Annotated in this window: 25 protein-coding genes and 1 pseudogene; 6 read left to right on the top strand and 20 right to left on the bottom strand. The window is 65.9% G+C overall.

The genetic code is table 11. From position 1 onward, the window contains the following. Positions 1-52: 52 nt before the first annotated feature. From rpe to ROSELON_RS01995, 3 genes are all read right to left on the bottom strand, one after another. A complete protein-coding gene (gene rpe / locus ROSELON_RS02005) occupies positions 53-739 on the bottom strand; it encodes a ribulose-phosphate 3-epimerase (protein WP_025310784.1) in 687 nt (228 codons plus the stop codon). 267 nt (positions 740-1,006) lie between these two features. Continuing rightward, positions 1,007-1,972: a murein L,D-transpeptidase catalytic domain-containing protein gene (locus ROSELON_RS02000; protein WP_025310783.1), complete on the bottom strand. Its 966-nt coding sequence runs from the start codon at positions 1,970-1,972 to the stop codon at positions 1,007-1,009. A gap of 140 nt (positions 1,973-2,112) precedes the next feature. Beyond that, positions 2,113-2,430, bottom strand: coding sequence for an alpha/beta fold hydrolase (locus tag ROSELON_RS01995; protein ID WP_198020782.1), 318 nt, complete (start codon positions 2,428-2,430; stop codon positions 2,113-2,115). 116 nt (positions 2,431-2,546) lie between these two features. Between ROSELON_RS01995 and ROSELON_RS01990 the strand changes: the two genes are divergently transcribed. Continuing rightward, complete coding sequence (locus tag ROSELON_RS01990) at positions 2,547-3,464, top strand: ring-cleaving dioxygenase (protein ID WP_025310781.1); 918 nt, start codon at positions 2,547-2,549, stop codon at positions 3,462-3,464. After that, positions 3,464-4,129 (top strand): alpha/beta hydrolase, encoded by a 666-nt coding sequence (locus ROSELON_RS01985; RefSeq protein WP_025310780.1) that lies wholly within the window; start codon positions 3,464-3,466, stop codon positions 4,127-4,129. The genes ROSELON_RS01990 and ROSELON_RS01985 overlap by 1 nt, the downstream gene beginning before the upstream one ends. Before the next feature lie 94 nt (positions 4,130-4,223). On the opposite strand, the gene ROSELON_RS01980 is transcribed toward ROSELON_RS01985, so the two are convergent. Continuing rightward, positions 4,224-5,594, bottom strand: coding sequence for an aspartate aminotransferase family protein (locus tag ROSELON_RS01980; RefSeq protein ID WP_025310779.1), 1,371 nt, complete (start codon positions 5,592-5,594; stop codon positions 4,224-4,226). Between the two features lie 243 nt (positions 5,595-5,837). Between ROSELON_RS01980 and ROSELON_RS01975 the strand changes: the two genes are divergently transcribed. The 3 genes from ROSELON_RS01975 to ROSELON_RS01965 are packed head-to-tail and all read left to right on the top strand — an operon-like array spanning position 5,838 to position 9,331. Next, on the top strand, positions 5,838-7,016 hold the full coding sequence (locus ROSELON_RS01975) for a M24 family metallopeptidase (protein ID WP_025310778.1): 1,179 nt from the start codon (positions 5,838-5,840) through the stop codon (positions 7,014-7,016). A gap of 60 nt (positions 7,017-7,076) precedes the next feature. Continuing rightward, entirely contained in the window at positions 7,077-8,606 is a 1,530-nt protein-coding gene (locus ROSELON_RS01970; RefSeq protein WP_025310777.1) for an ATP-dependent DNA helicase, read from the top strand. Then, positions 8,603-9,331 (top strand): SDR family oxidoreductase, encoded by a 729-nt coding sequence (locus ROSELON_RS01965; protein WP_025310776.1) that lies wholly within the window; start codon positions 8,603-8,605, stop codon positions 9,329-9,331. Before ROSELON_RS01970 ends, ROSELON_RS01965 begins: the two co-directional genes overlap by 4 nt. 68 nt (positions 9,332-9,399) lie before the next feature. Here the strand turns inward: ROSELON_RS01965 and ROSELON_RS01960 are convergent, their stop codons facing one another. From ROSELON_RS01960 to trpS, 15 genes and pseudogenes are all read right to left on the bottom strand, one after another. Next, positions 9,400-10,158, bottom strand: a complete 759-nt coding sequence (locus tag ROSELON_RS01960) for a TIGR02186 family protein (RefSeq protein WP_025310775.1) — start codon at positions 10,156-10,158, stop codon at positions 9,400-9,402. Then, entirely contained in the window at positions 10,158-11,078 is a 921-nt protein-coding gene (locus ROSELON_RS01955; protein ID WP_025310774.1) for a sulfite exporter TauE/SafE family protein, read from the bottom strand. Before ROSELON_RS01955 ends, ROSELON_RS01960 begins: the two co-directional genes overlap by 1 nt. Positions 11,079-11,160: 82 nt before the next feature. Beyond that, entirely contained in the window at positions 11,161-12,126 is a 966-nt protein-coding gene (locus ROSELON_RS01950; protein ID WP_025310773.1) for an ABC transporter permease, read from the bottom strand. Beyond that, positions 12,126-12,542 carry a hypothetical protein gene (locus ROSELON_RS01945; RefSeq protein WP_156945690.1) on the bottom strand — a complete coding sequence of 139 codons (417 nt, stop codon included), beginning with the start codon at positions 12,540-12,542 and terminating at the stop codon, positions 12,126-12,128. Before ROSELON_RS01945 ends, ROSELON_RS01950 begins: the two co-directional genes overlap by 1 nt. 5 nt (positions 12,543-12,547) lie before the next feature. Continuing rightward, positions 12,548-13,717: an ABC transporter permease gene (locus tag ROSELON_RS01940; protein ID WP_025310771.1), complete on the bottom strand. Its 1,170-nt coding sequence runs from the start codon at positions 13,715-13,717 to the stop codon at positions 12,548-12,550. Between the two features lie 3 nt (positions 13,718-13,720). After that, positions 13,721-15,259, bottom strand: coding sequence for an ABC transporter ATP-binding protein (locus tag ROSELON_RS01935; RefSeq protein ID WP_025310770.1), 1,539 nt, complete (start codon positions 15,257-15,259; stop codon positions 13,721-13,723). 130 nt (positions 15,260-15,389) lie between these two features. After that, positions 15,390-16,385: a BMP family lipoprotein gene (locus tag ROSELON_RS01930; RefSeq protein ID WP_025310769.1), complete on the bottom strand. Its 996-nt coding sequence runs from the start codon at positions 16,383-16,385 to the stop codon at positions 15,390-15,392. 171 nt (positions 16,386-16,556) lie between these two features. Further along, positions 16,557-16,997 (bottom strand): GNAT family N-acetyltransferase, encoded by a 441-nt coding sequence (locus tag ROSELON_RS01925; protein WP_038650056.1) that lies wholly within the window; start codon positions 16,995-16,997, stop codon positions 16,557-16,559. Then, positions 16,994-17,632 (bottom strand): tRNA (adenosine(37)-N6)-threonylcarbamoyltransferase complex dimerization subunit type 1 TsaB, encoded by a 639-nt coding sequence (gene tsaB / locus ROSELON_RS01920; protein ID WP_342665328.1) that lies wholly within the window; start codon positions 17,630-17,632, stop codon positions 16,994-16,996. The genes ROSELON_RS01925 and tsaB overlap by 4 nt, the downstream gene beginning before the upstream one ends. Positions 17,633-17,642: 10 nt before the next feature. Further along, entirely contained in the window at positions 17,643-18,206 is a 564-nt protein-coding gene (locus tag ROSELON_RS01915) for a NifU family protein (RefSeq protein ID WP_025310766.1), read from the bottom strand. 78 nt (positions 18,207-18,284) lie between these two features. After that, positions 18,285-19,778 carry a S1C family serine protease gene (locus ROSELON_RS17235; RefSeq protein WP_217520187.1) on the bottom strand — a complete coding sequence of 498 codons (1,494 nt, stop codon included), beginning with the start codon at positions 19,776-19,778 and terminating at the stop codon, positions 18,285-18,287. Positions 19,779-19,805: 27 nt separating this feature from the next. After that, the gene (locus tag ROSELON_RS01905; RefSeq protein ID WP_025310764.1) at positions 19,806-20,261 is read right to left on the bottom strand and encodes a universal stress protein; all 456 of its coding nucleotides are present in this window, start codon (positions 20,259-20,261) and stop codon (positions 19,806-19,808) included. A 70-nt stretch (positions 20,262-20,331) separates the two neighbouring features. Further along, positions 20,332-21,195 carry a branched-chain amino acid aminotransferase gene (locus ROSELON_RS01900; RefSeq protein ID WP_025310763.1) on the bottom strand — a complete coding sequence of 288 codons (864 nt, stop codon included), beginning with the start codon at positions 21,193-21,195 and terminating at the stop codon, positions 20,332-20,334. A 38-nt stretch (positions 21,196-21,233) separates the two neighbouring features. After that, complete coding sequence (locus tag ROSELON_RS01895; RefSeq protein WP_025310762.1) at positions 21,234-21,437, bottom strand: hypothetical protein; 204 nt, start codon at positions 21,435-21,437, stop codon at positions 21,234-21,236. 203 nt (positions 21,438-21,640) lie between these two features. Then, a pseudogene (trpS, locus tag ROSELON_RS01890) lies at positions 21,641-22,667 on the bottom strand (tryptophan--tRNA ligase). 78 nt (positions 22,668-22,745) lie between these two features. Between trpS and ROSELON_RS01885 the strand changes: the two are divergent. Continuing rightward, positions 22,746-23,456, top strand: a complete 711-nt coding sequence (locus ROSELON_RS01885; RefSeq protein WP_245605396.1) for a rhomboid family intramembrane serine protease — start codon at positions 22,746-22,748, stop codon at positions 23,454-23,456. Here the strand turns inward: ROSELON_RS01885 and murJ are convergent. Then, positions 23,453-25,063 (bottom strand): murein biosynthesis integral membrane protein MurJ, encoded by a 1,611-nt coding sequence (gene murJ, locus ROSELON_RS01880; protein WP_025310760.1) that lies wholly within the window; start codon positions 25,061-25,063, stop codon positions 23,453-23,455. The genes ROSELON_RS01885 and murJ overlap by 4 nt on opposite strands.

The raw sequence follows: 25,063 nt of genomic DNA, 5'->3' as shown, positions 1-25,063 counted from the left end.
CGGGGCAGGGGCACCGCCGCGCCGCTTTGTGTCAGGCGGGCATCGGGGCGCCTCATGCCCCGTTCGCGGCCGCCCGGATTGCCGCGATGTTGCGGCCATAGACCTCGGGGGTGTCGACCGAGCCGCCCTTGAACACGGCCGAACCGGCCACCAGCACATCGGCCCCCGCCGCGACCACCAGGGGCGCGGTCTCGGGCGTGATACCGCCGTCGATCTGGATATGGATGGGCCTGTCGCCGATCATCTGACGCACGCGGCGGGTCTTTTCGACACCGGAATGGATGAATTTCTGACCGCCGAAGCCGGGGTTGACCGTCATGATCAGCACCATGTCGCACAGGTCGAGCACATGCTCGATCGCCTCGGCCGGTGTGCCGGGGTTCAGCACCACGCCCGATTTCACGCCCTGCGCGCGGATCGCCTGAAGCGTGCGGTGGATGTGGGGGCCGGCCTCGACATGGGCGGTGATCATGTCCGCGCCGGCCTCGGCATAGGCTTCGATATAGGGGTCGACGGGCGCGATCATCAAATGCACGTCCATGAAGGTCTTCACATGCGGGCGGAACGCCTTGATCGCCGGCGGGCCAAAGGTGAGGTTCGGCACGAAATGCCCGTCCATCACGTCGACATGGACCCAATCGGCGCCCTGCTGCTCGATGGCGCGGATCTCGGCCCCGAAATTGGCGAAATCGGCGGAAAGGATCGACGGGGCGATCTTGACGGTGCGATCGAAGGTCATGCGGGGGTCTCCATAGCAAGGGGCCGGAGCGTCGGACCCAGGCCCGACGCTGTCGCGATACCTGGGCGGCGCGGCCCCGCTGTCGTCATGTTTGAGGGTGGCGTCAAGGTCGGTCGCCGTGTTTTCTGTGGTGCCGCGCCATCCGTCCGGGTGGTGACATCTGGCGCGCCTTGAAAATTGCGGATCGCCCGCATCGGGGATTTGCCAAGAGCCTGCCCTCGACCCCCGCGATGCGAGGGCCCAGCCGCGCGGCCCGACGGTCGGTCGTCAGGGGCAGATCGGCAGTTCGAGGGGCGGCTGCTGGGGCAGGGATTGCCGCCATGCGTTTATGATCGGTTGCAGGGTTTCGCGCGGCCAGAACCGTGGTGTCCCGATGGCGCCGAGGCAGGTGGCGTTCCAATACGGTCCTTCGCCGGACAGCGCCGCGCCGTTGGCCACGGCCTCGGCTACCGCCGCGATGTCGCGGGACTCGGGGTAGATGTAGAGGGTCGTCGGATCCCCCTCGACCAAGTCGATGATGTCTCGCGACACGTCCTCGGACCATGTCGTGCAGCCGTTGCTGCGGCCGCCGGTATAATTCACCAACCGTCCATAGGGCACAAAGCCATCGGCATCGGCATTCGGGCTGTCAGGGTTGCTGAAGCGACATTGCCAGCGCAGGAACATCGCCATGTGCCCCCCAATCGCGCGTTCGCGGGCATTGTCGGTTTCGCCCATGCCATCGAACAGAAGAAAGGTGCGGTGGAACGGCACGCGTTCACCGGCCTCGCTGAAATAGCCTTTGAACGATGTCCGCGTCTCGGCCGTCAGATAGGCCCCGCCCATCGTCAGGTTCGAGCCTTCGGCATTGCTAAAATTCTCGGCGCATTCACGTTCGTTCGAGAAATCGGCCTGCGGCAGGGACCGGCCGCTGCCATACCCGGAGGACACCGCGCGGAAGGATTCCTCGGCCTCGCAAATCACGTAAAAGCGCGGGTTGGGCGCACCGCTGGACGACGTGCTTGGGCGTGTCGCATCCATGGCCAGGTAGCAGGGGTTGGTGATGCCGGCCTCGCGCACCTGATCCTGATAGAGCGCGCGCGCCCTCTGCAGCACGATCGGGGCGATCTGACCCTCGTCCGTTCCGACATGCTGATCAAGCCAGGCCGGGATGTCGGCGGTCACAGGCGTCGCGAAGGTTGCGGTCAAGGCCATCGAGATTGCGATTCGCAGGCGCAGCGACAGGCAGGTCATCAGGAAACTCCCCCTCGAACAACATCGCCCCAGCCTAGCAAAAAAGATGGCGGCGATGGAAAATTTCCGGCGGAACCTGTCGGTTTCCTGCGCGCCCGAGCGGCCCGTGACAGATCGGCAGGGTCCGGGGCGCCCCCTGCTCAGGCGCGAATGCCGTCGGTAAAGGCGGCCAGGTGCGACGCGAACCGATCCGGCTGTTCCAGGAAGGGCGCATGCCCGACGCCGGGGTAGGGCAGATGACGGCCCTGCGCCATCAGGTCGGCAGCGACGCGGCCGACCTCGGGCGTGACCACCGTGTCGCTATCGCCGTGGATGACCAGGCCGGGACAGCGCATGGCCCGGTAGACGGGCCTCAGGTCGACATCTGCGGCGAAAAGGGCGCGGCGCACATGCGCCGGACACAGCATGTTGGCCCCGACCAAGGCAATAGCGCCGCGCGGCGGCGGTCCTGGCGCCATGTTCTTCGCCCTGATGCACAGCACCCTTGCGCGGATGTGCATTGAGGCAGGGGCAAGCAGGCCCACCTTTGCACCCAAGGGCCACAAGGCCATTCATCCATGAAAGGAGGCGCACCATGTCCAAGGTCATTCCCGGAATTCATCACGTCACGGCCATTTCCGGCCCACCCCAACCCAATGTCGACTTTTTCACCGGCACGCTGGGCCAGCGGCTGGTCAAGAAGACCGTGAATTTCGACGCGCCCGACACCTATCACCTGTATTACGGTGATGATGCTGGCGCGCCGGGCACGATCCTGACCTTCTTTCCCTTCGCCGATGCAGGCCCCGGCCGCGCGGGCCCCGGAATGGCCAGCGCCTATGCTTATGCCGTGCCCAAGGGCAAATTCGACGGCTGGATGGAAAAGCTTGCGCTGGATGCCGTCGATTTCGACGGACCGGCCGAGCGTTTCGGGCAGCGCGTGCTGACGCTGCGCGATCCCGACGGCGCACCGGTCGAACTGATCGAGACCGAGCGTGACAGCGCTCGGGCCCTCGACGGGTTTCATTCCGTCACCCTGTGGGAGCGCGATCTGGCCCCAACGGCCCGGCTGTTGACCGATATCTTCGGGTATCAGGAACAGGGTCATGAAAACCATGACGGCGTCGAGCGCCTGCGCCTTGCGGTGCCGGGTGATGCGCGCGGGACGGTCGTCGACCTGATGCGCTCCGACGCCCCGTCGATCGCTCGGCAGGGTGTGGGCACGATTCATCACGTGGCCTTCCGCGCCGAGGATGACGCGACCCAGATGGAGTGGCGCGAGGCGCTGGCATCGTCCGGGTTCGACGTGACGCCGCAAATCGATCGCCAGTATTTCAACGCGATCTATTTCCGCGAGCCGGGTGGCGTCCTGTTCGAGATCGCCACCGATCCGCCGGGCTTTTCCGTGGATGAACCGACTGAGACCATGGGCGAAGCGCTGAAATTGCCGCCGCAATACGAGGCGATGCGCGACCGGATCGAGGCGGTTCTTCCGCCGCTTCAGGTGGCGTGATGGCTGCGACAGATCAGACCCCGCTGCGCGTCGGCGGGGTTAACCCCGCCATGGCGCGGATGGGGCTGGTGCTGCTTAATGGGCGCGGTGGAACGGCCGAGGATATCCTGGGGCTGGGGGACGCGCTGGGGTTGCCGGATATCGCCACGATTGCACCGGAGGCACCAGGTAACAGCTGGTGGCCAAGTTCGTTTCTGGCGCCGCTGGGGCAGATGCGCCCGTTTCTCCAGGCCGGGATGGCGGCCGTGGATGGCGCGATCGCGGCGCTGGTCGAGGGCGGTCTGCCGCGCGACCGCATCGTGCTGGCCGGGTTCAGCCAGGGTGGGTGCCTTGCGCTTGAATATGCGGCGCGCCATGGCGGCATTCGGGCGGTGGCGGGCCTGTCGGCCGGTCTGGTCGGCACGCGGGACATGATGGGCGGGCCTTTGCCGTCGCTTTACGGGTATCCAGCCAAGGCGTTCGACTACCAGACGGATCTGACCGGGATGACGGTCGAGATCACCGTGCATGAACGCGATCCCCATATCCCGCTGGTCCGGGCCCATGACAGTGTCGATGTGTTCGACCGGCTGGGCGCGCAGGCGCGGCTGCAGGTCGATCCGGGCGCGGGGCATGGGATCACCGAGGCCGGTTTCTCGGCGCTGCGAACGCTGGTGTCGGATTGACGATGGCCAAGCCCAAACGCGGTCACGGCCGAATGACCGGATGGTCCGCGCAAGGGAAGGCGATGTCCGCCTTCCCCGTGTCGGGCTGGATGGTTTAGCCCAACACCTCCTTGATCGCGTCGGCGGTCACCTGAACCACGGTGTCCGCTTCGTCGCGCGACAGGCAAAGCGGCGGGGCGTAGCCGATGATATCGCCCTGCGGCATGGCGCGGGCGACGACACCGCGACGGCCCATCGCCGCGACCACTTGCGGGGTGATCTTGTCGGCGGCGTCAAAGAAGGTGCGGCTGTCGCGATCCCTGACCAGTTCGACCGCGGTCAGCATGCCTTCGCCACGCACCTCGCCGACATGGGCGTGATCGCCCAAGGTTTCGGCCATTTGCGCGGTCAGATAGGGGCCGACCTCGCCCGCGTTCTGCACAAGGTTCAGGCTGTCCAGCAGCTTGAGGTTCGCCACACCGGCGGCCGCCCCGATCGGGTGGGCCGAATAGGTCCAGCCGTGGCCGATGGGGCCGTTCTCGTCGGTGCCCTGCTCCAGTACCGTCCAGACCTTGTCCGACAGGATCGAGCCGGACAGCGGCGCATAGGCGCTGGTCAGGCCCTTGGCGATGGTCATGATGTCGGGCGTGATGCCGTAATGCGGGCTACCGAACATGCTGCCCAGGCGGCCGAAGCCGGTGACGACCTCGTCCGCGATCAGCAGGATGTCATGCTTGCGCAGGATCGGCTCGATCGCCTGCCAATAGCCTGCCGGCGGCGGGACGATGCCCCCGGTGCCCAACATCGGCTCGGCGATGAAGGCGGCGATGGTGTCCGCGCCTTCGCGTTCGATCATCTCTTCCAGATCGGCGGCGCATTTGGCGGTGAACTGTTCCTCGGACAGGGACAGGTCATCGCGGCGGTAGTAATAGGGCGACGTGGTGTGCAGCACCGTGTCCAGCGGCAGGTCGAATTTCTGGTGGAACAGTGTCAGGCCGGTCAGCGAGCCCGACATCAGCCCCGAGCCATGATAACCGCGCCAGCGCGAGATGATCTTTTTCTTCTGCGGCAGGCCGCGGATGTTGTTGTAATACCAGACCAGCTTGATGTTGGTCTCGTTCGCATCCGACCCGCCAAGGCCGAAATAGACCTTGGACATATGCGCGGGCGCACGCTCCATCACCATATGGGCCAGCGTGACCGACGCCTCGGTGCCGTGGCCGACATAAGCGTGGTAATAGGCCAGTTCGCGCGCCTGATCGGCGATGGCCTCGGCCACCTCCTGGCGACCGTAGCCGATATTCACGCAGTAAAGCCCGGCAAAGGCATCCAGCATCCGATTGCCGTCACGATCGGTGATATGGCAGCCCTCGGCGGTCTGGATGATCTTGCCCGGTGCCTCGCCGCGCGCGTGCTGCGCCAGATGGGTCGAGGGGTGCATGAAGCTGTCGCGATCCCATTTCGCGAGTTCGTCATTGGTCAGCATAGGGGCGACTCCTTTCGATTTGGGCGCAGTCAAACGTGAGGCTGGGGCGAAAGGCAACCCGGCCCGGCGCATGTGCCGCAAGTCGCACGATACACGGGCAGCACGCCCGCCGATTGGGCAAACCGCCCGTCGCCCGCGCAAAGGTCGCGCATGGGCGGGGGGCGGTCGGCTTTGGCATTGCGCGGGGGGGCGTTCCGCGCTGATTTGAGCGGACCACCGACACGACCCGAAAAAGGCGCGCGCATGGTCTCTCGCATAGACAACTTCCCGACGGAAGAATACCTGATCCGCATCGCGCGCACCCGCGCCGAGATGGAAAAACGCGGCCTCGACTGGATGGTGATCACCGATCCGTCGAACATGGCCTGGGTGTCGGGCTATGACGGGTGGTCGTTCTACGTGCATCAGGCGGTGCTGCTGGGCCTGTCGGGCGACCCGCTGTGGTGGGGCCGCGAGATGGACACGCGCGGCGCGCTGCGCACCGTCTGGATGCCGGATGAGGCCGTGCACGGCTATGACGATACCTATGTGCAGAACCCCGAAAAGCACGCGCATGAAACCCTGGCCGACCTGATCCGCCAGCAGGGTGGCGGCAAGGCGCGCATCGGCGTCGAGATGGAAAACTACTACTACTCCGCCGCGGCGCATCGGGCGTTGTCTGCGGCCTTGCCCGAGGCCGACTTGATCGACGCCACGGGCCTGGTGAACTGGCAGCGCGCCGTGAAATCCCCGGCCGAAATCGAGTACATGCGCCGCGCGGCCCGCATCGTCGAGCATATGCACCAGACAATCCTGGAGGTTGCCGAACCCGGTCTGCCCAAGAACCGTCTGGTGGCCGAGATCATGCGCGCCGGCATCGAAGGGGCCGAGGGGCATTGGGGCGACTACCCCGCCATCGTGCCCATGACCCCCTCGGGGATCGATGCAACCGCGCCCCATCTGACATGGGACGAACAGCCCATGCGCGAGGGCGAAGCGACCTTTTTCGAAATCGCCGGCTGCTACCGCCGCTACCATTGCCCGCAATCGCGCACGCTGTTTCTGGGCCACATCCCCGACAAGTTCCGCGAGGCCGAAAAGGCCGTGGTCGAAGCCACCGAAATGGCGCTCGAGGCCGCCAAACCCAGCAACACCTGCGAGGATATCGCCATCGCCTTCAACACCACGCTCAACCGGCTGGGTTTCGAAAAGGACGGACGCTGCGGATATGCCATCGGTCTCAGCTATCCGCCCGACTGGGGCGAGCGGACGATGAGTTTCCGGCGCGGCGACAAGACCGTGCTGGAACCGGGGATGACGTTCCATTTCATGCCCGCGCTCTGGCTGGACGATGGCGGGATCGAGATCACCGAACCTATCGCGATCACCGAACAGGGCCACGAATGCTTCTCGTCCCTGCCACGGGAATTGAACGTGAAGTGAGCTAGGCCGCGACGCGTTTCGCCCTCGCGCCCGCGGCCGCGCTTGGGTAGGGTCCGGCGCATGACCGTGCCCATGCCTTTCTCCGAGGATCAGGCCCATGCCCATGACCGTATCGCCGAGGCGCTGCGCGGGATGGGCGTAGACCTCGATCACGAAACGCTGACGCCTGCCGTCGACGGGAAAACCACTGTGCTGGCCGTGGTGGGCAAGGCCGGATCGGGCAAGACGCTGCTGCTGGCAGAACTGGTCAAAAGCCTTGAGGCGGCGGGCGTCGATATCGTGTCCGGCGATTGGGAGGGCAAACGCCGGCGCGAGCGGCGCACCGTTGCCGTTCTGGCCCCCACCAACAAGGCCGCCAGCGTGTTGCGCCTGCGTGGGGTGCCCGCGACCACGATCCACCGGATCCTTTATACCCCCGTCTACGACCCCGAATACGAGAAGGTCGCGGAATGGCTGGCCGGGCAGGGCGATCGCCCCGAGATCGAGGCGCTGACCGACGAGGCGCTCGACCGCGCCAAGGCCGTCTACGAGGTGCATAAATCCGTGCCCGCCGCGCTGGCCGCCGCGGGCCTGCGCGGATCCGATTTCATCACCGGCTGGAAACGGCGCGACGACCCGCTCGATATCGGATTGATCGACGAATCCTCGATGCTGGATGAAAAACAGTTCGAGGATCTGTGCGAGATCTTTCCAATGCTGGTCCTGTTCGGCGACCCGGCGCAGTTGGCCCCGGTTGGCCAATCGGGACAGATGGTGTTCGACCGCTTCGGTCCCGGAAAAAAGCTGGAACTGCGTCGCATCCACCGGCAGGACGCCGACAACCCCATCCTCGATCTCGCCCATGCCTTGGGCGACCCGGAGCTGAGTTTCGAGCGGTTCGAGCGCATGATCGAAGACGCCGCCGCCCGCGATGGCCGCGTGCAGGTGGCGCCGCGCGTCGATAGCGGCATGATGGCCCGCAGCCCGGTGCTGGTCTGGCGCAACGCGACCCGCATCCGGCTGATCGCGGCCTTCCGCGCGGCCCATGGCGCGCCCGAGGATGCACTGTTGCCCGGCGAGCCGCTGATCTGCGACGGGATCGAATTGCCCCTGAAACACCGCAAGAAACGCATCGACCTCGAGGCGCGCGGCCTGATCAAGGGCGCGCCGGTGATCTATCTCGGGCCGGGGTCGAAACCTGGGTTTTCCCGGCTGCATGTCATCGGGGCCGAGAACCCGCGCTTTTCCGCCGCCTCGATCGTCAAGATCGAGAAACCGGACGAGGAAGAACCCTTCATCCCCTACGCGGCCCGCATGGGCGCGGCCTTTCTGCACGGGGCGGCGGTGACCATCCACAAGGCGCAAGGCTCGCAATGGCCCGAGGTGCAGGTCTTTGCCCCCGATCTCTACGCCGCCTCGCGCGCGGGCCGGATGGAGGCGGGGCAGGCGCTGTGGAAACGGTTGGCCTATGTTGCCATCACCCGCGCCGAAGAGCGCCTGATCTGGGTCACGCGCTACCGCCTGTCGCGCCCCAAGGCCGAGTTGCGCACCGATGACCTCGTCGCGCCGGCCGCCCCGTTGGCCTTCGAAGTGCAGGAGGACACCCCATGAAAACCGCCATCGTCACAGGGGCAAGTGCCGGGATCGGCCGCGCCGTGGCCGAAACCTTGCTTGACGCAGGCTGGGCCGTGGGGCTGATCGCGCGCCGCGCCGACCTGCTGAACCAGATGGCCGCGGCGCACGACACGGCCACCGCACTGCCCTGCGACGTGACCGATCCTGATGCCATCCAGGTCGCCTTTCACGATTTCACCGAAGGACAGGGGCGACTGGATCTGTTGTTCAACAATGCGGGCATCTTCACCCCGGCCGCGCCCATCGACGAAATCGCCGTCGAAGATTGGCGTCGCGCCGTCGACGTGAACCTGACGGGCATGTTCCTGTGTGCGCGCATGGCGTTTCGCCTGATGCGGCGGCAGGACCCGCAGGGCGGGCGCATCATCAACAACGGCTCGATCTCGGCCCATGTCCCGCGTGAAGGCGCCGCGCCCTACACCGCCACCAAACACGCGATCACGGGCCTGACGAAACAGGTCGCGCTCGATGGCCGCCCGTTCGACATCGCCTGCGGGCAGATCGATATCGGCAATGCCGAAACGGACCTGTTGCGCGACATCGCCCGTGCGGCCGTCGCAGCGGGCAAGACGCCGCCACCGATGATGGATGTCGCCCATGTGGCCGAGGCCGTCCGCGCCATGGCCGAGCTGCCGCTATCGGCCAATGTCCTGTTCCAGACCATCATGGCGACCAACATGCCCTATGTCGGGCGCGGCTAGGCGGGCGCCGCCCCTTCATCTTGGCTGAAAAACTCCGGGGGTACGGGGGCAGAGCCCCCGCTGTGCCCTCAATTCCTCAAAAAGCGGAACGCCGCCGAGGCGCCCCAGCCGGCAGCAATCGCGATGATCAACGACAGGATTCCGTATACCAGCGGCTGTTGATGCGCGAGGTTGTAGATCCAGCGTTCCAACCCGACCTTCCGCACGGCGATATCCGTCTCGAAAGCGTCGATCACTTGGCCGTCGCGCGTCAGGAAGATGCGGGTGCGATAATCGCCCTCGGTCAGGTTCGCGGGCAGGCGGATCGACGTATCGAACAGCGTGTCGTCGCGCAGCGTCACCGCACCCTCGTTCAACTGGTACAGAAACTCGTCCATCCGCAGGCGGATCAGGGCCTCGGTGTAGTTCTCCAGATCGCCCACCCCGGTGCCCACCGCCCGGATTGCGCGCGGGATGGACACCTGGTGGCGCAGATCCTCGGTCTGCGTCAGCGCAATGAGCAGCGGCGCGGTCGAGGCGACGGCATAGAAGGTCGGGGCCGAGTCGACCTCAATGGCCTCGGTGTTCATCCAGATGCCGAACCGTCGTTCCTTGCGGCGCACGGTGACGGGCTGGCTCGGGCCCTGGACGGTGATGATGACCTCCAGCGGCGGTCCTTCGGGGGCGGGGGCCTCGCGCCTCACCGCGCCAAAGATCAGGATCTCGGAGCCTTCGAAATTGGTGGTGATCGAAATCGCGTCACGGCTGAGCCCGGCCACGACCCGTTCTGCCAGCGCGGCGCTGCCCGAGGCGACCAGCAGCAAAAGGGCAAGGGACAGGCGGCGGATCACCGGATCACCTCGGCCAAGCTGTAGAGATCGGTCGGCCGCAACAGCAGGTCGAGCGCGATCTTGCCGCACACCGCCAAAACCAGCAGCGCCAGAAGGATGCGCAACTGTTCGGCCTTCATCTTCACCCCGATCCGCGTGCCGACCTGCGCCCCGACCACCCCGCCGATGATCAGCAGAAGCGCCAGGATCATGTCGACGGTATAGTTCGTCGTGGCATGCATGATCGTGGCAAATCCGGTGACAAAGATGATCTGGAACAGCGACGTGCCGACCACCACCTTGGTCGGCATCCCCAAAAGGTAGATCATCGCGGGCACCATTATGAACCCGCCCCCGACGCCCATCACGGCCGCCAGAACCCCGACCAGCAATCCCACCACAAGGGGCGGGATGACCGAGATATACAGCCCCGAGGTGCGAAACCGCATCTTGAAGGGCAGGCCGTGGATCCAGGCCTTGTGCTTGCGCTTGGGCGGGGGCGGCGCGTTGGGATCGCGCGCGCGTTTCAGGGCGCGCAGGCTTTCGATCAGCATCAGGCCGCCGATAATTCCCAGGAACACGACGTAGCACAGCTGTACCGCCAGATCGACCTGGCCCAAACGGGTCAGGAGCGCAAAGATCTGAACCCCCGCCCCGGCGCCCACAAGGCCCCCGATCAGCAGCACGATCCCCATTTTCAGATCGACGGTCTTGCGTTTGAAATGCGCCAGAACCCCCGAGATGGACGAGGCGACGATCTGGTTCGACTGCGTCGCCACCGCCACGGCGGGCGGAATGCCGATGAAAAACAGCAAAGGCGTGAGCAGAAAGCCGCCCCCGACACCGAACATGCCCGACAGGATGCCCACAAGCCCGCCCAACCCAAGCAGGAGGAACGCGTTCACGCTGACCTCGGCGATGGGAAGGTAGACTTGCATGGGCGGTTTCCGTGTTGCGCCCGGTCAGGTTAGCGTGCGGGACCGCCTCTTGCCAGAACGGCCTTGCGCGCGCGACACAAGTTCACCGTTCCTTCACATAGGGCTCGCCCCCCGCGCGGGGCGGGATGGCCCGCCCGACAAAGCCCGCAAGGATCACCACCGTCAGGATGTAGGGCAGGGCCTGCATGAACTGCACGGGGATCACGAAATCGCCCATCTGGATGTTCTGATAGCGGTTGCCGACCGCGTCCAGCAGGCCGAAAAGCAGACAGGCCATCAGCGCGTACCACGGCCGCCATTTCGAGAAGATCAGAGCCGCCAGCGCGATGAACCCGCGTCCCGCGCTCATATCCTTGACGAAGCCCGCCGACAGAGCGGTGGCCAGATAGGCCCCCGCGATCCCACACAGAACGCCGCAGATCAGCACGGCCGCATAGCGCAGACCCACGACCGAGATGCCGGCGGTATCCACGGCGGCGGGGTTTTCCCCCACGGCGCGCAGGCGCAGGCCGAACCGGGTGCGGAACAGTATCCACCATGTCAGCGGCACGATCAGCAGCGCGACATAGACAAGGATGGAATGGCCCGAGATCAGGTTGGCGTAGATCGGCCCGATCACCGGCACGTCCGCGACCGCGTCGGCGAAAGGCAGGGTTATCTCGGTAAAGCGGGCATCGCCGGTCAGTGCGGGCGTGCGGCCGCCCTGGCGGAACGCGGTTTGCGCGATCACCACCGACAGGCCCGCCGCAAGGAAGTTGATCGCAACGCCCGAAATCAGCTGGTTCCCGCGAAAGGTGATCGACGCCACGCCATGCAGCAGCGCCAGGATCATCGAGGCCCCGATGCCGGCGGCCAATCCGGCCCAGGCGCTGCCGGTGACGAAGGCAATCGCCGCCGAGGCAAAGGCCGCGGCGAGCATCTTGCCCTCCAGCCCGATGTCGAAAATGCCCGAGCGTTCCGAAAACAGACCGGCCAGGCAGGCCAGCAGCAGCGGGGTGGCCAGTCGCACGGTCGAGTCGAGGATCTGGAGGATGGTCATGAAATCCATCAGGCGGCCTCCGGCAGGGTGAGGAAGGGGAAGGTGCGCAGAAACCGCGCGGGCACCTCGGGATGGCGAGAGAGCAGGGCGCGCGCGGCCTTCGCGCTCATCCCCGCGTCGTCGGGCCGATGCGTGCCCCGCAGGGCGGTGATGCCCCAGATCGCCCTCTGAGCGCCATCGTCGCATTCTGTGTCGCGGGGCACGAACCCGATCGTCTCGGCGATGAAGGCGGTCACGTCGCGGCGCTCTTCGGCCATCATCAGATCGATCATGTGCGGCGGCAGATACTCGGCAGGCAGCAGCGTGATGACATGTTCGGCCCAGGCGCGGAACTCGTCGAAGGTGACAGCCCCCGCCAGCAGGCACTGCCATGCGAAGGCGAGATCGGCAGACCCGTGTTTCGAGACGCGCGGAAGATCTGCCATCGTTGTCATTCCCGCGTGTCGGCGCCGGGCGCGCCGTGATGCGCCGGATCGGGCTTGGGGTCGTGGGCGGCGGCGGCCTCGGCCGCTTCGCGGCGGCGGTGACGGGCGAGGAAGACCGCCTCCATCGGCATGCGCACCATGTTGTCGAGCGCCCCGGTGAACAGGATCACCAGCGCCTGGATCACCACGATCATCTCGCGGCTGACGGCCGGCATCTCGAATTCCAGTTCTGCGCCGCCCTGGTAGAGCACCCCGAAGAGCAACGCGGCGAGAAACACGCCAACCGGGTGCGACCGGCCCATCAGGGCCACGGCGATGCCGACGAAGCCTGCGCCTTGCACATGGTCGATCACCAGCCGCTCGGCCTCGCCCATGACGCTGTTGGTCGCCATCATGCCGGCCAGCCCGCCCGAGATCAGCATCGAGATCATCACGATCTTCACCGGGTGGATACCGGCATAAACGGCCGCCGTTTCTGAATGGCCAAAGGCCCGGATCTCGTAGCCCAGACGGGTGCGCCAGATCAGTAGCCAGACGAAGACGCAGGCCAGGATCGCCACGAAAAAGGACACGTTGAGCGGCGTCGAAGGGCGAAAGCCCAGGAACCCCGCGAATTGCGACGCATTGGGCAGGTGCACGGCCTCGGGAAAGCGGGCGGTTTCAGGCGCCATCGAGCCCGGAACGCGGAACACGTTGACCAGCAGATAGACCAGCAGCGCCGAAGCGATGAAGTTGAACATGATCGTGGTGATCACGATATGGCTGCCACGCTTGGCTTGCAGATAAGCCGGGATCGCGGCCCAGGCCGCGCCGAAAACGGCAGACCCGATCACGGCGGCCAGCAGCGCGACGGACCAGTGCGGCCATGGGATCGTCAGGCAGATGATCGCCACGCCAAGGCCGCCAAGCGCCGCCTGCCCCTCGCCCCCGATGTTGAACATCTTGGCATGGAAGGCCACGGCCACGGCCAACCCGGTGAAGATGAAATTCGTGGTGTAGAACAGCGTATAGCCCCAGCCATAGGCACTGCCGAACGCGCCGCGGATCATGATCTGCATCGCTTCGATCGGGCTTTCGCCGATGAAGATCACCACCAGCCCCGACACAAGCAGCGCCAGCACAACACTGATCAACGGGATAAGGACGATGTCGGCCCATTTAGGCATCTTGTCCATGGGTTACGCGGCCCCCTTGGTCATGCCGGCCATCATCAGGCCCAGCTCGTTTTCGTCTGTCTGGTCGGGCAGACGTTCGCCCATGATCTGGCCATCGAACATGACCGCGATGCGGTCGGACAGGCCCATGATCTCGTCCAGTTCCACTGACACCAGCAAGATCGCCTTGCCCTGATCGCGCAAGGCGATGATCTGGCGGTGGATGAATTCGATGGCGCCGATGTCGACGCCGCGCGTCGGCTGGCCGACCAGCAACAGGTCGGGGTTGCGCTCCATCTCGCGGGCGACGACGATCTTTTGCTGGTTGCCGCCCGAGAAATTGCGCGCCGGCAGGCGCGGGTTGCGCGGGCGCACGTCGTAGCGTTCCATCTTTTCGGCGGTATCGGCCTTGATGGTGGCGTTGTTCATCAGGAACCTGTTGGCCTGATAGGCCGGGTCGTGATGATAGCCGAAGGCCATGTTCTCCCACGCCTCGTAAGGCATGATCAGGCCCTCGGACTGGCGATCCTCGGGGACATGGGCGATGCCACGGGCGCGGCGCGACTGGCCATCGGATTTCGCGCCGGTCAGGTCGATCTCGTCGCCATTGACACGCACCACGCCGCCTTGTGCCGGGATCATCCCGCCCAACACCTCCAGCAGTTCGGATTGCCCGTTGCCCGCGACCCCCGCAATCCCGAGGATCTCGCCCGCGCGGATCTGAAACGAGATGCCCTTGAGCTTTTCGACCCCGTGATGGCGCACATGCAGGTTGTCGACCTCCAACACGACCTGGCCCGGCTGTGCCGGCGCCTTGTCGACCCTGAGCAGCACCTTGCGGCCAACCATCAGTTCGGCCAGTTCGGCGGGCGAGGTTTCGGCGGTCTTGACGGTGGCGGTCATCTGCCCGCGCCGCATGACCGAGACCGTATCGGTCACCTCCATGATTTCGCGCAGCTTGTGGGTGATCAGGATGATGGTCTTTCCCTCTTCCTTCAGCCGTTCGAGGATGCGGAAGAGTTGATCGGCCTCGGCCGGGGTCAGAACGCCCGTAGGCTCGTCGAGGATCAGGATATCGGCCTGGCGGTACAGCTGCTTGAGGATTTCGACGCGCTGCTGGTGGCCCACCGACAGATCCTCGATCCGGGTGTCGGGATTGACTTCGAGCCCGTATTCCTTGGCGAGGTCGGTCAACAGTTTGCGAGCCTTGGCGATCGAGGGTTGCAGCATGGCCCCATCCTCGGCCCCGAGGATGACGTTTTCGACCACGGTGAAATTCTCGACCAGCTTGAAATGCTGGTGCACCATCCCGATGCCGGCGCGGATGGCGGCCTGGCTATCGGGGATCGGGGTGAGGGTGCCGTTGATGTAGATCTCGCCCTTGTCGGCCTTGTAGAACCCATAGAGGATCGACATCAGCGTGGATTTTCCCGCGCCATTCTCGCCCACGATGCCGTGGATCGTGCCCGGCTGGACGGAAATCGAGATGTCTTTGTTGGCCTGCACCGGGCCAAAGGCCTTGGAGATGCCGCGAAGCTCGATGGCGGGGGGCGTGCTGGTCATGGGCAACCCTTTGGCGGATGGGGCATGTTTCTATGGGAAACGGGCCGCGGGCGTGTCCTGCCGCGGCCCGGTCCGGTTTTTCGGTGGATGCGCCGGCGGGGGCAAGCCCTGCCGGTGCGTCATCCGGTCCTTACTGCATCTGCACGGGGCAGGTGCCGTCATCCGAGAAATTATGCACCGCGATTTCGCCGGAGATGATCGCATCGCGCGCGGCGTTGACGGCGGCCATCATGTCTTCGGTGATGAGCTCTTCGTTGAACTCGTCCAGCGCATAGCCCACGCCCTCTTCCTCGAGGCCAAGCACGACAACGCCGGGTTCGATCTCTTCGCCGGCCATGAACGAGTTGTAGACGGCCACGTCAACGCGCTTGAGCATCGAGGTCAGCATCGCGCCCGGGTGCAGGTAGTTCTGGTTCGAGTCGACCCCGATGCCGAAGACGCCCGCGTCGGCGGCCGCCTGCAGCACGCCGATGCCGGTGCCGCCGGCCGCGGCATAGATCACGTCGGCGCCACGCTCGATCTGGCCGCGCGCCAGTTCACCGCCGCGCACGGGGTCGTTCCAGGCCGCGGGCGTGGTGCCCGTCATGTTGGCGTAGACGGTTGCATCGGGGTTGGTGGCGACGACGCCCTGCGCATAACCGCAGGCAAAGCGCGAGATCAGCGGAATGTCCATGCCGCCGACAAAGCCGACGCTGCCGCTTTCCGAGGCCATCGCGGCCAGCACGCCCACGAGGTACGAACCCTCGTGTTCCTGGAAGATGATCGACTGGACGTTGGGCTGGTCGACCACGGCGTCAATGATGACAAAGCTGGTGTCGGGATATTCCGGCGCGATCACGTCCAGCGTCGAGCCAAAGGCGAAGCCGGCCATGACGATCGGGTTCGACCCGGCCTCGGCCAGGCGGCGCAGCGCCTGCTCGCGCTGGGCGTCGTTCTGCAACTCGATCTCGCGGTAGCTGCCGCCGGTTTCCTCGGCCCACATCTCGGCCCCGTTGAAGGCAGCCTCGTTGAAGGAGCGGTCGAATTTCCCGCCGAGGTCGAAGACCAGCGCCGGATCGGCAAGGGCGCCCGTCGCGGACATCGCCAGCGCGGCGGCCGCGCCGTAGAGGGACTTCATCATGTTCATCTGTATCTCCCGGTTGGTTGCGGGGCCACGCATTGAGGGCGGTGGCCGTTTCGCGGAAAAGATCGTGACGATCCTCGGGGGAAATAAGGGCAAAGGCGCGGCCAAGGGTCAACCGGATTCTGCCGGGGCTGCCCGCTGTTGACTGGTGCGGCAGACCGACCTTGCGTCAATTCAGGCGGGCGGCTTTGGGCCAAGCGCGACCCGAAGCATCAGCGCGTCCGATCTGTGTCCGTCGGCATGGGCATAATAGCCCCGCCGCAGGCCCGAGCGCGTGAAACCGGCGGCGGCGTAAAGGGCGCAGGCGCGCGTGTTTTCCGCATCGACCTCCAGGAAAAGGGACGTGGCCGCCAGGGCGCGGGCCGTTGCCATGGCCTGGTGCAGCAAGGTGCGCCCGTACCCCTTGCCTTGATGATCGGGGGCAACGGCGATGGTCAGCAGTTCCGCGTCGGGGGCGATGATCTGCAGCAGGGCAAAACCATACGGGGTGCTGGCGGCCTGCACCGTGGGCTGGCTCAGCAGATCCGCGATCTCGGCCTCGGACCATGGCCGGCTGTCTGCAAAGGCCGCCGCATGCAAGGCCGCCATCTCGGCCGGGCGCAGGGGAGTCGTCATGCCGGCAGGATGACCGGCCCCCGTTCGCGCGAAGGGGCGGCATCGGCGGGACGGATGTAGAGCGGGGCCGGGCGCGGCAGGCCGGGGGCCTGATGACGGCGCGCGGCAAGGCGCGCGATGGCGGGCGCCGGCGAGGCGGCGGGCGGTGTATGCCGCACGCCCAGCCACTCCGCAATCTCCGCGTCCTTGTGGCCGGTCACGGTCAGGTCGGGCATGGCCCATTCCATGACCTCGGCCAAGGGCACCCAGGCGGGGCCGCGATCCGCCTCGTCGCCGAACCGCTGCAGGTAGACACTGTCGCGGCGGGCGTCGATGCAGGCCAGGGTCGGGCGCGGCGCGTCCAATGCAAGCGCGTCGAGACGCGAAACCCCCACAGCCGGGATGCCGAGCGCAAGCGCCAGCCCGCGCGCCGCCGAAACAGAGATCCGGATGCCGGTGAAATTGCCCGGGCCTATGCCGACGCCGATCGCGGTCAGGTCGCCCGGACACGCACCGCCCGCCGCCAGCGTGTCCTCGATCAGGGGGATGAGGCGTTCGGCCTGCCCCTTGGCCATGTCTTCGTGCGCTTCGGCAAGTATGCGATCGCCCGACAGCAAAGCGGCCGCGCAATGCGCGGCCGATGTGTCGAAGCCCAGGATCAGAGGATCAGACCGTGACAGGGCGCACCTCCACCACCTCGGGGATGTAGTGGCGCAGCAAGTTCTCGATGCCCATCTTCAGCGTCAGGGTCGACGAGGGACAGCCGGCGCAGGCCCCCTGCATGTGCAGGTAGACCACGCCGCGATCAAACCCGTGGAAGGTGATGTCGCCGCCATCCTGTGCCACGGCCGGGCGCACGCGGGTATCGAGCAGCGTCTTGATCTGGGTCACGATCTCGGCGTCCTCGCCGTCATGCTCGGCATGGCCGCCGGCGGCCTGACCTTCGCCGTCCATCACCGGGGCGCCGGACTGGAAATGCTCCATGATGGCGCCAAGGATCGCGGGTTTGACGTGGTCCCACTCGACCCCTTCGGCTTTCGTCACGGTGACGAAATCGGTGCCGAAAAATACACCCGTCACGCCCTCGACCGCGAAGATACGGCGCGCAAGCGGCGATTTTTCCCCCGCCTCGGGCGTCGGGAAATCCGCTGTGCCCGCTTCCAGCACGGCCTGACCGGGAAGGAATTTCAACGTGGCGGGGTTCGGGGTGGATTCAGTCTGAATGAACATGGGACGAGATCCTTATCGGTTTCGTCAGATATGCGGACCCGGCGACGTGAAGTCAAGGTTTGGAATGATTCTAAAACTTCACCGGCACAGAATTGGCACCACTGCCTCGGCGACCGTATCGGGCAGGCCGTTCTCGATATTGAAGGGCGGATTGTCCGGATCGGGCAGCAACACGAGGTTTTCGCGCAGGAACCGGACCAGCGAGGTCACGGATGTGGCAAAATTCATGTTCTGTGGAATCGTGCCCGTCGCATCGAGTATGGCCAGATCGTCGAGGCGCGACACGATGACCCCAAGCACCGTGCCGTCGGCCGAGACCAGCGGCCCGCCGCTGTTGCCGGGCTGCACGGGCGCGGACAGCATGATGCGGTGACCGGGGTCATGCGCGCGTCCCAGCGCGCTGATGTTTCCGCTGGTCACCGAAAGCCCGCTGTCGATCAGCCCGCGATAGGGGTAGCCGAGGGCATAGGCCGTCTGGCCCAGGCGCGGCCCGGTATTCTGCGCCACGCCCAGCCAGTTCGGTGACCGGACCGGCGAGGCCAGCACGGCAAGGTCCAGCACCCGGTCGCTTTCGATCAGCCGAAGCTCCGTCCCGTCTTCGAGCGTAAGCCTGTTGCATCCTTCGATGACGTGACGGGCCGTCACGATGTCGGACGGGTTGACGAAAAACCCCGTGCCGCTGCCCTGAATGCGATCCGGTTGGCCGGGGCCGGGTGTGTGCGGCGTCGGGCGCGGCGGCGTCGGGGCGGCGGGCTGCGGCGGGGGCGGCATCGGGCGCTGGCCGCCCTCGGTGGCGGCAAGACGTGCCAGTTGCCCGCCGCGCGGCAGGGTAAAGGCGGGTTGCGGCATCCTTGAAATGCTGGCGGCCATCAGCCCCAGCCGGCCATTCGACGACGCGCGCGAGATCAGGATCAGCGTCACATGCCGCCCGTTGTGCCGGTGGCTATAGGCATAGCTGCGCCCGCCATCGGCCTGCTGCACGGCCGTGATCTGCCGGCCATCGGCGTTGACGCTGTAGACCTCGGTGTTGCGCGCGGCCCGCTCGGCCATCCAGTCGTGAATACCGGCCGCGCGAACCCGGCTGGAGGTCAGGGCGTCGAGGAACAGGGTGTCGTCCTCGGCCACGAAACGATGAAGTACATCGCCCTCCTCGGCGCGGACGGCGCGCATGAAATGGATCGGGACGGCGACATGCAGCCCGGTGCCATCGAGGGGGATAGGGCGCCAGCCCTCGGCGTCGCGGCGGGCGATGAACCGCTGCAACAGATCGGCCAACGCCTCGGCGCCGCGGCCCCGGTATCGAAAGGTCGCGGCATCCAGCGCCGACTGGCTTAGCCCGCCCCACTCCCCGTCGATCAGCCCTTGATAGTAACCTTCCAGCGACAAGGCCGCCTGCAGCGTGCGCTGTTCCAGCGGTGTCAGATCGGCGATGCGAAATGGCAGGTTGGGGCTTTGTGCCTGCCCCGGCCCGAGATGGAGCAAGAGCGCGAGGATGACCAGGCGACCCAGCCGCGCCGCGCGTGTCAGACCAGACCGGACCAGAAAACCGGGGTCACGGCCCCAACGAAACATGTAAAATGAATGCGGCATGGCAGTGCCCTAGGTAATCTGCTCCAACTGTTCCTTGCTCAGTTCCACGGGAACGACGGTGATCGGCACGGGCAGGCTGCCGGCGGTTTTGGTAAGCTTGGTCACCAGTGGCCCCGGCCCGCCCTTGTCCGACCCCGCGCCCAGGACAAGCACGCCGATTTCGGGCGTTTCGCGGATATGGGCCAGGATCTCGTCCACGGGTTCGCCTTCGCGGATCACCAGCGTGGGGTCGACCCCCTGCTTGTCGCGCATCCATTTGGCGAAGACGTTGAAATGCGCCTCGATCCGCTCGCGGGCCTCGGCACGCATGACTTCGCCGACGCCGATCCAGTGGTTGAATTCATCGGGGGGGATGACCGACAGGATCTCGACCCCGCCATGGGTGGCGGCGGCCCGCATCGCGGCAAAGCGCATGGCGTTGAGACATTCGCGGGTATCGTCGAGCACGACGAGAAACTTGCGCATGGGTCCATCCCTTCCCCTCCCCCGAGCATGGCGCGGGGGTGGGGGCGTTGCAACGGCCATCTTGCCGCGATCAGGCGGTGGTGCGCGCCCAGTCCCAGTAAAGCTCGTAGGCGCGTTTCGCGACCGCGCCATGCTGGTAATGGGTGCCGTCGAATTCGGACACAGGCGTGACCTTGTTGAGGTTGCCGGTCAGAAACACCTCGTCCGCCGCGCGGAAATCATCGAAGGTCAGAACGGTTTCGACCACCTGATGCCCATCGGCGCGCAGCAGGTCTATATGGCGCTTGCGGGTGATGCCGGGCAGGAAGGTGCCGTTCGGAATGGGTGTGTAAACGGTGCCATCGCGCACCATGAAGACATTGGCGCTGGCGCTTTCGGCCACATTGCCCATCGCGTCGGCCACCAGCGCGTTGTCGTAGCCTTTCGACATCGCTTCGGCCAGCATGCGGGCGTTGTTGGGGTAAAGGCAGCCCGCCTTGGCGTTGCACACGTTGTCGGCCAGAACGGGACGGCGGAACTGCGTCGTGGTCAGGCGCACGGTCTTGTTGGGGTCAGCCATCGGGATCTCTTCAAGCGACACACAGAACCCCGCCGGCGTTTCGGCCGGAAGGATCCCGAGCGCGCCGCCGTCGATGCCCCAGAACATCGGGCGGATATAGACCGGGGTGCCGTCGGGGTAGCGTTTCACACCATCCCAGACGATATCGTGGATCTCTTGCGGGGTCTGGGCGGGGTGCAGCATCAGCGCGCGGGCCGAGGCGACGACCCGCTCGCAATGGGCCATCAGGTCGGGCGCAAGGCCATCGACATAGCGCGCGCCGTCGAACACCGTCGTGCCCAGCCATGCGCCATGATCGGCGGCCCGCATGATGGGAACGTCCGCATCATGCCATGAGCCTTCGAAAAATGTCTTGATATTCGTCCCGGTTGCCATCTCGCCCTCCGATTTTCGGGGGCGAGACTAGGCCCGGATCAGGCGGAAGGTCCAGAGGTGAAACCCTGCTGGTATTCCATGGACGCACCGCTGTCATGCGTCTCGGTCTTGGTGGCCGGGCGTTTCACCGGGCGCGATTGGACACGGGCCACACCGGCGCGCGCATCGAGGGCGGCGGTCCGGGTGGGGCGGGTCATGATGCGGTCAGCCGGGCGGCGACCGGTGGGCACGTGGGTGCTCATGGCGGTACTCCCCAAAAGGATCGTCGATTTCAGGATGGGAGCAGCATATCCGCCCGCTTGAAAAAGTCAAACAAAAGTGGTGGCGCTAACGCCGCGCCGCCGTAACGACGTCGCGTCACGACTCGGCCGGAAGACCCGGGAAAGGCCAAGCGTTGCGGGTTTTCCGGGGCGGCCGGGGGAAAGGCGCAACCGGCGCGGCGCGCTTAGCTGCGCAACATGCCCACGATATCGTAGGTCTGGTTCAGGATCGGGGCGGCGATCTCGCGGGCGCGTTCGGCCCCGCGACCCAAAAGTGCGGTCGATCTCGGCCGGGTCGTTCTTGAGGCGGGCCATCTCGGTCGAGATCGGGGCCAGCTTGTCGACCGCGATATCGGCCAGCGCCACCTTGAAATGCCCGAACAGCGCGCCTGCGTGCTGGTCCAGCACCTGTTGCGGCGTGGTGTCGGCCAGCGCGGCGTAGATGTTCACGAGGTTGCGTGCATCCGGCCGCCCCTCGAGGTCCGCAGCGGCCTCGGGCAGGGGGTCGGGGTCGGTCTTGGCCTTGCGGATTTTCCTGGCGATGGCGTCGGCGCTGTCGGTCAGGTTGATGCGCGTCTTGTCCGAGGGGTCGGACTTGGACATCTTCTTGGTGCCGTCCTGCAGGTTCATCACGCGGGTTGCGGCCCCCTCGATCACCGGCTCGGTGATGGGAAAGAACGCGACCCCGTAATCGTGGTTGAACTTGGCGGCGATGTCGCGCGTCAATTCGAGATGCTGCTTCTGGTCGTCGCCCACCGGCACATGCGTGGCGTGGTAGATCAGGATGTCGGCGGCCATCAGGGCCGGGTAGGCGAACAGGCCAAGGCTGGCGGCCTCGGCGTTCTTGCCGGCCTTGTCCTTCCACTGGGTCATGCGGCCCATCCAGCCCATGCGCGCGACGCAGTTGAAGATCCAGGCCAATTGCGTGTGCTCGGGCACCTGGGACTGATTGAACAGGATGCTTTTCTCGGGGTCGATGCCCGCCGCGATGAAGCCGGCGCACAACTCGCGCGTGTTGTCGCGCAATTCCGCCGGATCCAGCAGCTTGGCGGTGATCGCGTGCAGATCGACCATGCAATACACCGTCTCGTGCGTGCCCGCGTCCTGCATCGTCACAAAGCGTTTCATCGCGCCCAGGTAATTGCCCAGGGTCAGGCCGCCGGACGGCTGGATGCCGGAAAAGACGCGGGGGGTGAACTGGGTCTCGGGCATGGGCGGGCTCATTCCTTCAGGGACGCGGCGCAAGGCCCTCTGGCCAAGCATCGTCGCTTCGCTTACCCACGGCGTCAGATGGCGTCAACCGAGGGCAACCCCGCTATGGAAGACCACAACGTTTCCCCCTTCAACGCGATCCCGCCCGTTGTCATTGCGCTGGCCGTGGTGATCGGCGGGCTTGAACTGTTGTTTCAGGCTGCCGGCGCCGGGTTTCTGGGCGGTCAGGGGGGCATCGGATGGCGGATCGCCGCGGTGCAGGACTACGCGGTGGTGGATCAGGTCGCCGACTGGATGTGGGAAAACCAGAGTTTTCCGCCCGAACAGATGCTGCGGTTTCTGACCTATCCCTTGATCCATGGCGGGTTTGCGCACGCGGCCTTTGTCGTCGTGTTCATCCTCGCCATCGGCAAGATGGTGGCCGAGGTGTTCTCGCCCATGGCCTTCGTCGCGGTTTTCTGGCTGTCCGCGATCGGCGGGGCGCTGGTCTATGTGACTGCCCTCGACAGTGCCTATCCTCTGATCGGGGGCTATCCGGGCGTCTATGGCCTGATCGGCGCGTTCACCTTTCTGATGTGGGTGGATCTTGGCCACCGGGGCAGCAGCCGCGCGCGCGCCTTCGTCCTGATCGGGGCGCTTCTGGGCATCCAGATCCTGTTCGGCGCGATCCAGGGCGAGTTCGGCAATGTGGTTGCCGATCTTTCCGGGTTCATCACCGGGTTCGTCCTGTCCTTTGTCGTCAGCCCCGGCGGATGGCGGCGGGTGCTGGCCCGTCTGCGCCAACGCTAGCCACGGCGCAAGGCGCTGCGGAACTCGGCCACGCGGAAGGCGCCCAGCATCTGCCCCAGGGCGAAATAGACGACCCCGCCCCCCAGAACCAGGATGGCCAGGGCGAGGTAGCGCCAGCCCGACGTGCCGAAAAGCGGCCCGAGGGTCAGCGCGCCGATCCACAACACAACCCCCATCAACACCGAGGCGATCACGATGCGCGGAATGCGACGGCGGAACCGGTCGTCGAAGCGGGCGACCTCGCCCATGCCCTGTTTGCCGCGCAGCAGCAGCCAGACCATCGTCCAGGCAGCCAGCGTCGTGCCCAGGGCCGCGCCGACAAACCCGATGACATAGGCGAGCCCGACCGCCATCACGGCGTTCACGACCATCGCAACCAGCGCATATCGGAAGGGCGTGCGGGTATCCTCGCGCGCGAAATAGAGCGGTTGCAGCACCTTCTGCATCACGAAGGCCGGCAGGCCCAGCCCATAGGCCGCCAGCGCCAGCGCGGTGGCCGCGCTGTCATCGGCGGTGAAGGCGCCGCGTTCGAACAGCACCGAAATCAGAGGGACGGGCACCACGACCAGCGCCACCGCCGCCGGGAACGTCAGGGCGAGGCAAATCTCGCCGGCGCGCGACAGGGTATGGCGCCCGCCCTCGGCATCCCCGGCGCGCAGGCGGCGCGACAGATCCGGCAACAGCACGACGCCAATCGCGATCCCCACTACGCCAAGCGGCAGTTGGTAGAGCCTGTCGGCAAAGGACAGCCACACGACCGCGCCGTCAAAGAAACTGGCGACCTGGCGCCCGACCAGCAGATTGATCTGCACGACCCCGCCGGCCAGCATTGCCGGCAGCATGATGACCGCCAGTTTCTTCATGTCGGGGGTCAGGCGCGGCCAATGCGGGATCAGGCGAAAGCCCGCCCGCGCCGCGGCGATCCAGACCAGCGCCATTTGCGCCACGCCGGCCAGCAGGATACCCCAAACCAGCACGGTGCCATGGTTCAACCCCAGCAGATCGGCGCTGCCGTCGCCGCTGTCCACATCGACTGTGACGCCGCGCAGCAGGCCGTAATCCGTGGCGATCAGGAGACAGATCAGGATCACGTTCAGCAGGATGGGGGCCGCCGCCGCGGCCGCAAAGCGCCCGGTGGCATTCAGCAGCCCCGACAATAGCGCCGCCAGCGAGATGAAGACGATGTAGCCAAAGGCGATGCGACCGAAATCGACCGCCAGGTCAAATCGCACGTCCCCCGCAAAGCCCGAGGCCATGGCCAGCACCAACCACGGCATCGCCACTTGCGCCACCAGGGTCAGGCCGATCAGGACCGTCGCCAACAGCGAAAAGGCGTCGCGGGCAAAAACCTTCGGGTCCTCGGCGCCCTCGAGTTTCTTGGAAAACATCGGCACGAAGGCGGTGTTGAACGCGCCTTCGGCAAAAAAGCGGCGAAACAGGTTGGGCAGCGAAAAGGCGATGAAGAACGCCTCGGACACGGGCCCGACCCCCATGAAGGCGGCAATCAGGATGTCGCGGACAAACCCCAGGATGCGGCTGCCGAGCGTCCAGCCGCCAACGGTGATGAACCCCGCGATCAGGCGGATCGGACGCGCGACCGAACTCAC

This window comes from Roseibacterium elongatum DSM 19469, assembly GCF_000590925.1.
Lineage (GTDB): Bacteria > Pseudomonadota > Alphaproteobacteria > Rhodobacterales > Rhodobacteraceae > Roseibacterium > Roseibacterium elongatum.
The sequence above is the reverse complement of the archived record's forward strand: the minus strand, read 5'-3'. Positions and strand labels throughout refer to the sequence as shown.

Bases quoted from the DNA above. Each gene is read 5' to 3' on its own strand.
- ROSELON_RS01970 (WP_025310777.1), top strand. From the start codon at position 7,077: ATGACCGTGCCCATGCCTTTCTCCGAGGATCAGGCCCATGCCCATGAC.
- ROSELON_RS01985 (WP_025310780.1), top strand. From the start codon at position 3,464: ATGGCTGCGACAGATCAGACCCCGCTGCGCGTCGGCGGGGTTAACCCC.
- ROSELON_RS01975 (WP_025310778.1), top strand. From the start codon at position 5,838: ATGGTCTCTCGCATAGACAACTTCCCGACGGAAGAATACCTGATCCGC.
- ROSELON_RS01905 (WP_025310764.1), bottom strand. From the start codon at position 20,261: ATGCGCAAGTTTCTCGTCGTGCTCGACGATACCCGCGAATGTCTCAAC.
- ROSELON_RS01925 (WP_038650056.1), bottom strand. From the start codon at position 16,997: ATGACGACTCCCCTGCGCCCGGCCGAGATGGCGGCCTTGCATGCGGCG.
- ROSELON_RS01915 (WP_025310766.1), bottom strand. From the start codon at position 18,206: ATGTTCATTCAGACTGAATCCACCCCGAACCCCGCCACGTTGAAATTC.
- ROSELON_RS01935 (WP_025310770.1), bottom strand. From the start codon at position 15,259: ATGACCAGCACGCCCCCCGCCATCGAGCTTCGCGGCATCTCCAAGGCC.
- ROSELON_RS01895 (WP_025310762.1), bottom strand. From the start codon at position 21,437: ATGAGCACCCACGTGCCCACCGGTCGCCGCCCGGCTGACCGCATCATG.
- ROSELON_RS01980 (WP_025310779.1), bottom strand. From the start codon at position 5,594: ATGCTGACCAATGACGAACTCGCGAAATGGGATCGCGACAGCTTCATG.
- ROSELON_RS17235 (WP_217520187.1), bottom strand. From the start codon at position 19,778: ATGTTTCGTTGGGGCCGTGACCCCGGTTTTCTGGTCCGGTCTGGTCTG.
- ROSELON_RS01885 (WP_245605396.1), top strand. From the start codon at position 22,746: ATGGCGTCAACCGAGGGCAACCCCGCTATGGAAGACCACAACGTTTCC.
- ROSELON_RS01900 (WP_025310763.1), bottom strand. From the start codon at position 21,195: ATGGCAACCGGGACGAATATCAAGACATTTTTCGAAGGCTCATGGCAT.
- ROSELON_RS02000 (WP_025310783.1), bottom strand. From the start codon at position 1,972: ATGACCTGCCTGTCGCTGCGCCTGCGAATCGCAATCTCGATGGCCTTG.
- ROSELON_RS01955 (WP_025310774.1), bottom strand. From the start codon at position 11,078: ATGCAAGTCTACCTTCCCATCGCCGAGGTCAGCGTGAACGCGTTCCTC.
- ROSELON_RS01950 (WP_025310773.1), bottom strand. From the start codon at position 12,126: ATGGATTTCATGACCATCCTCCAGATCCTCGACTCGACCGTGCGACTG.
- ROSELON_RS01945 (WP_156945690.1), bottom strand. From the start codon at position 12,542: ATGGCAGATCTTCCGCGCGTCTCGAAACACGGGTCTGCCGATCTCGCC.
- ROSELON_RS01965 (WP_025310776.1), top strand. From the start codon at position 8,603: ATGAAAACCGCCATCGTCACAGGGGCAAGTGCCGGGATCGGCCGCGCC.
- ROSELON_RS01990 (WP_025310781.1), top strand. From the start codon at position 2,547: ATGTCCAAGGTCATTCCCGGAATTCATCACGTCACGGCCATTTCCGGC.
- ROSELON_RS01940 (WP_025310771.1), bottom strand. From the start codon at position 13,717: ATGGACAAGATGCCTAAATGGGCCGACATCGTCCTTATCCCGTTGATC.
- rpe (WP_025310784.1), bottom strand. From the start codon at position 739: ATGACCTTCGATCGCACCGTCAAGATCGCCCCGTCGATCCTTTCCGCC.
- ROSELON_RS01995 (WP_198020782.1), bottom strand. From the start codon at position 2,430: ATGGCGCCAGGACCGCCGCCGCGCGGCGCTATTGCCTTGGTCGGGGCC.
- ROSELON_RS01930 (WP_025310769.1), bottom strand. From the start codon at position 16,385: ATGAACATGATGAAGTCCCTCTACGGCGCGGCCGCCGCGCTGGCGATG.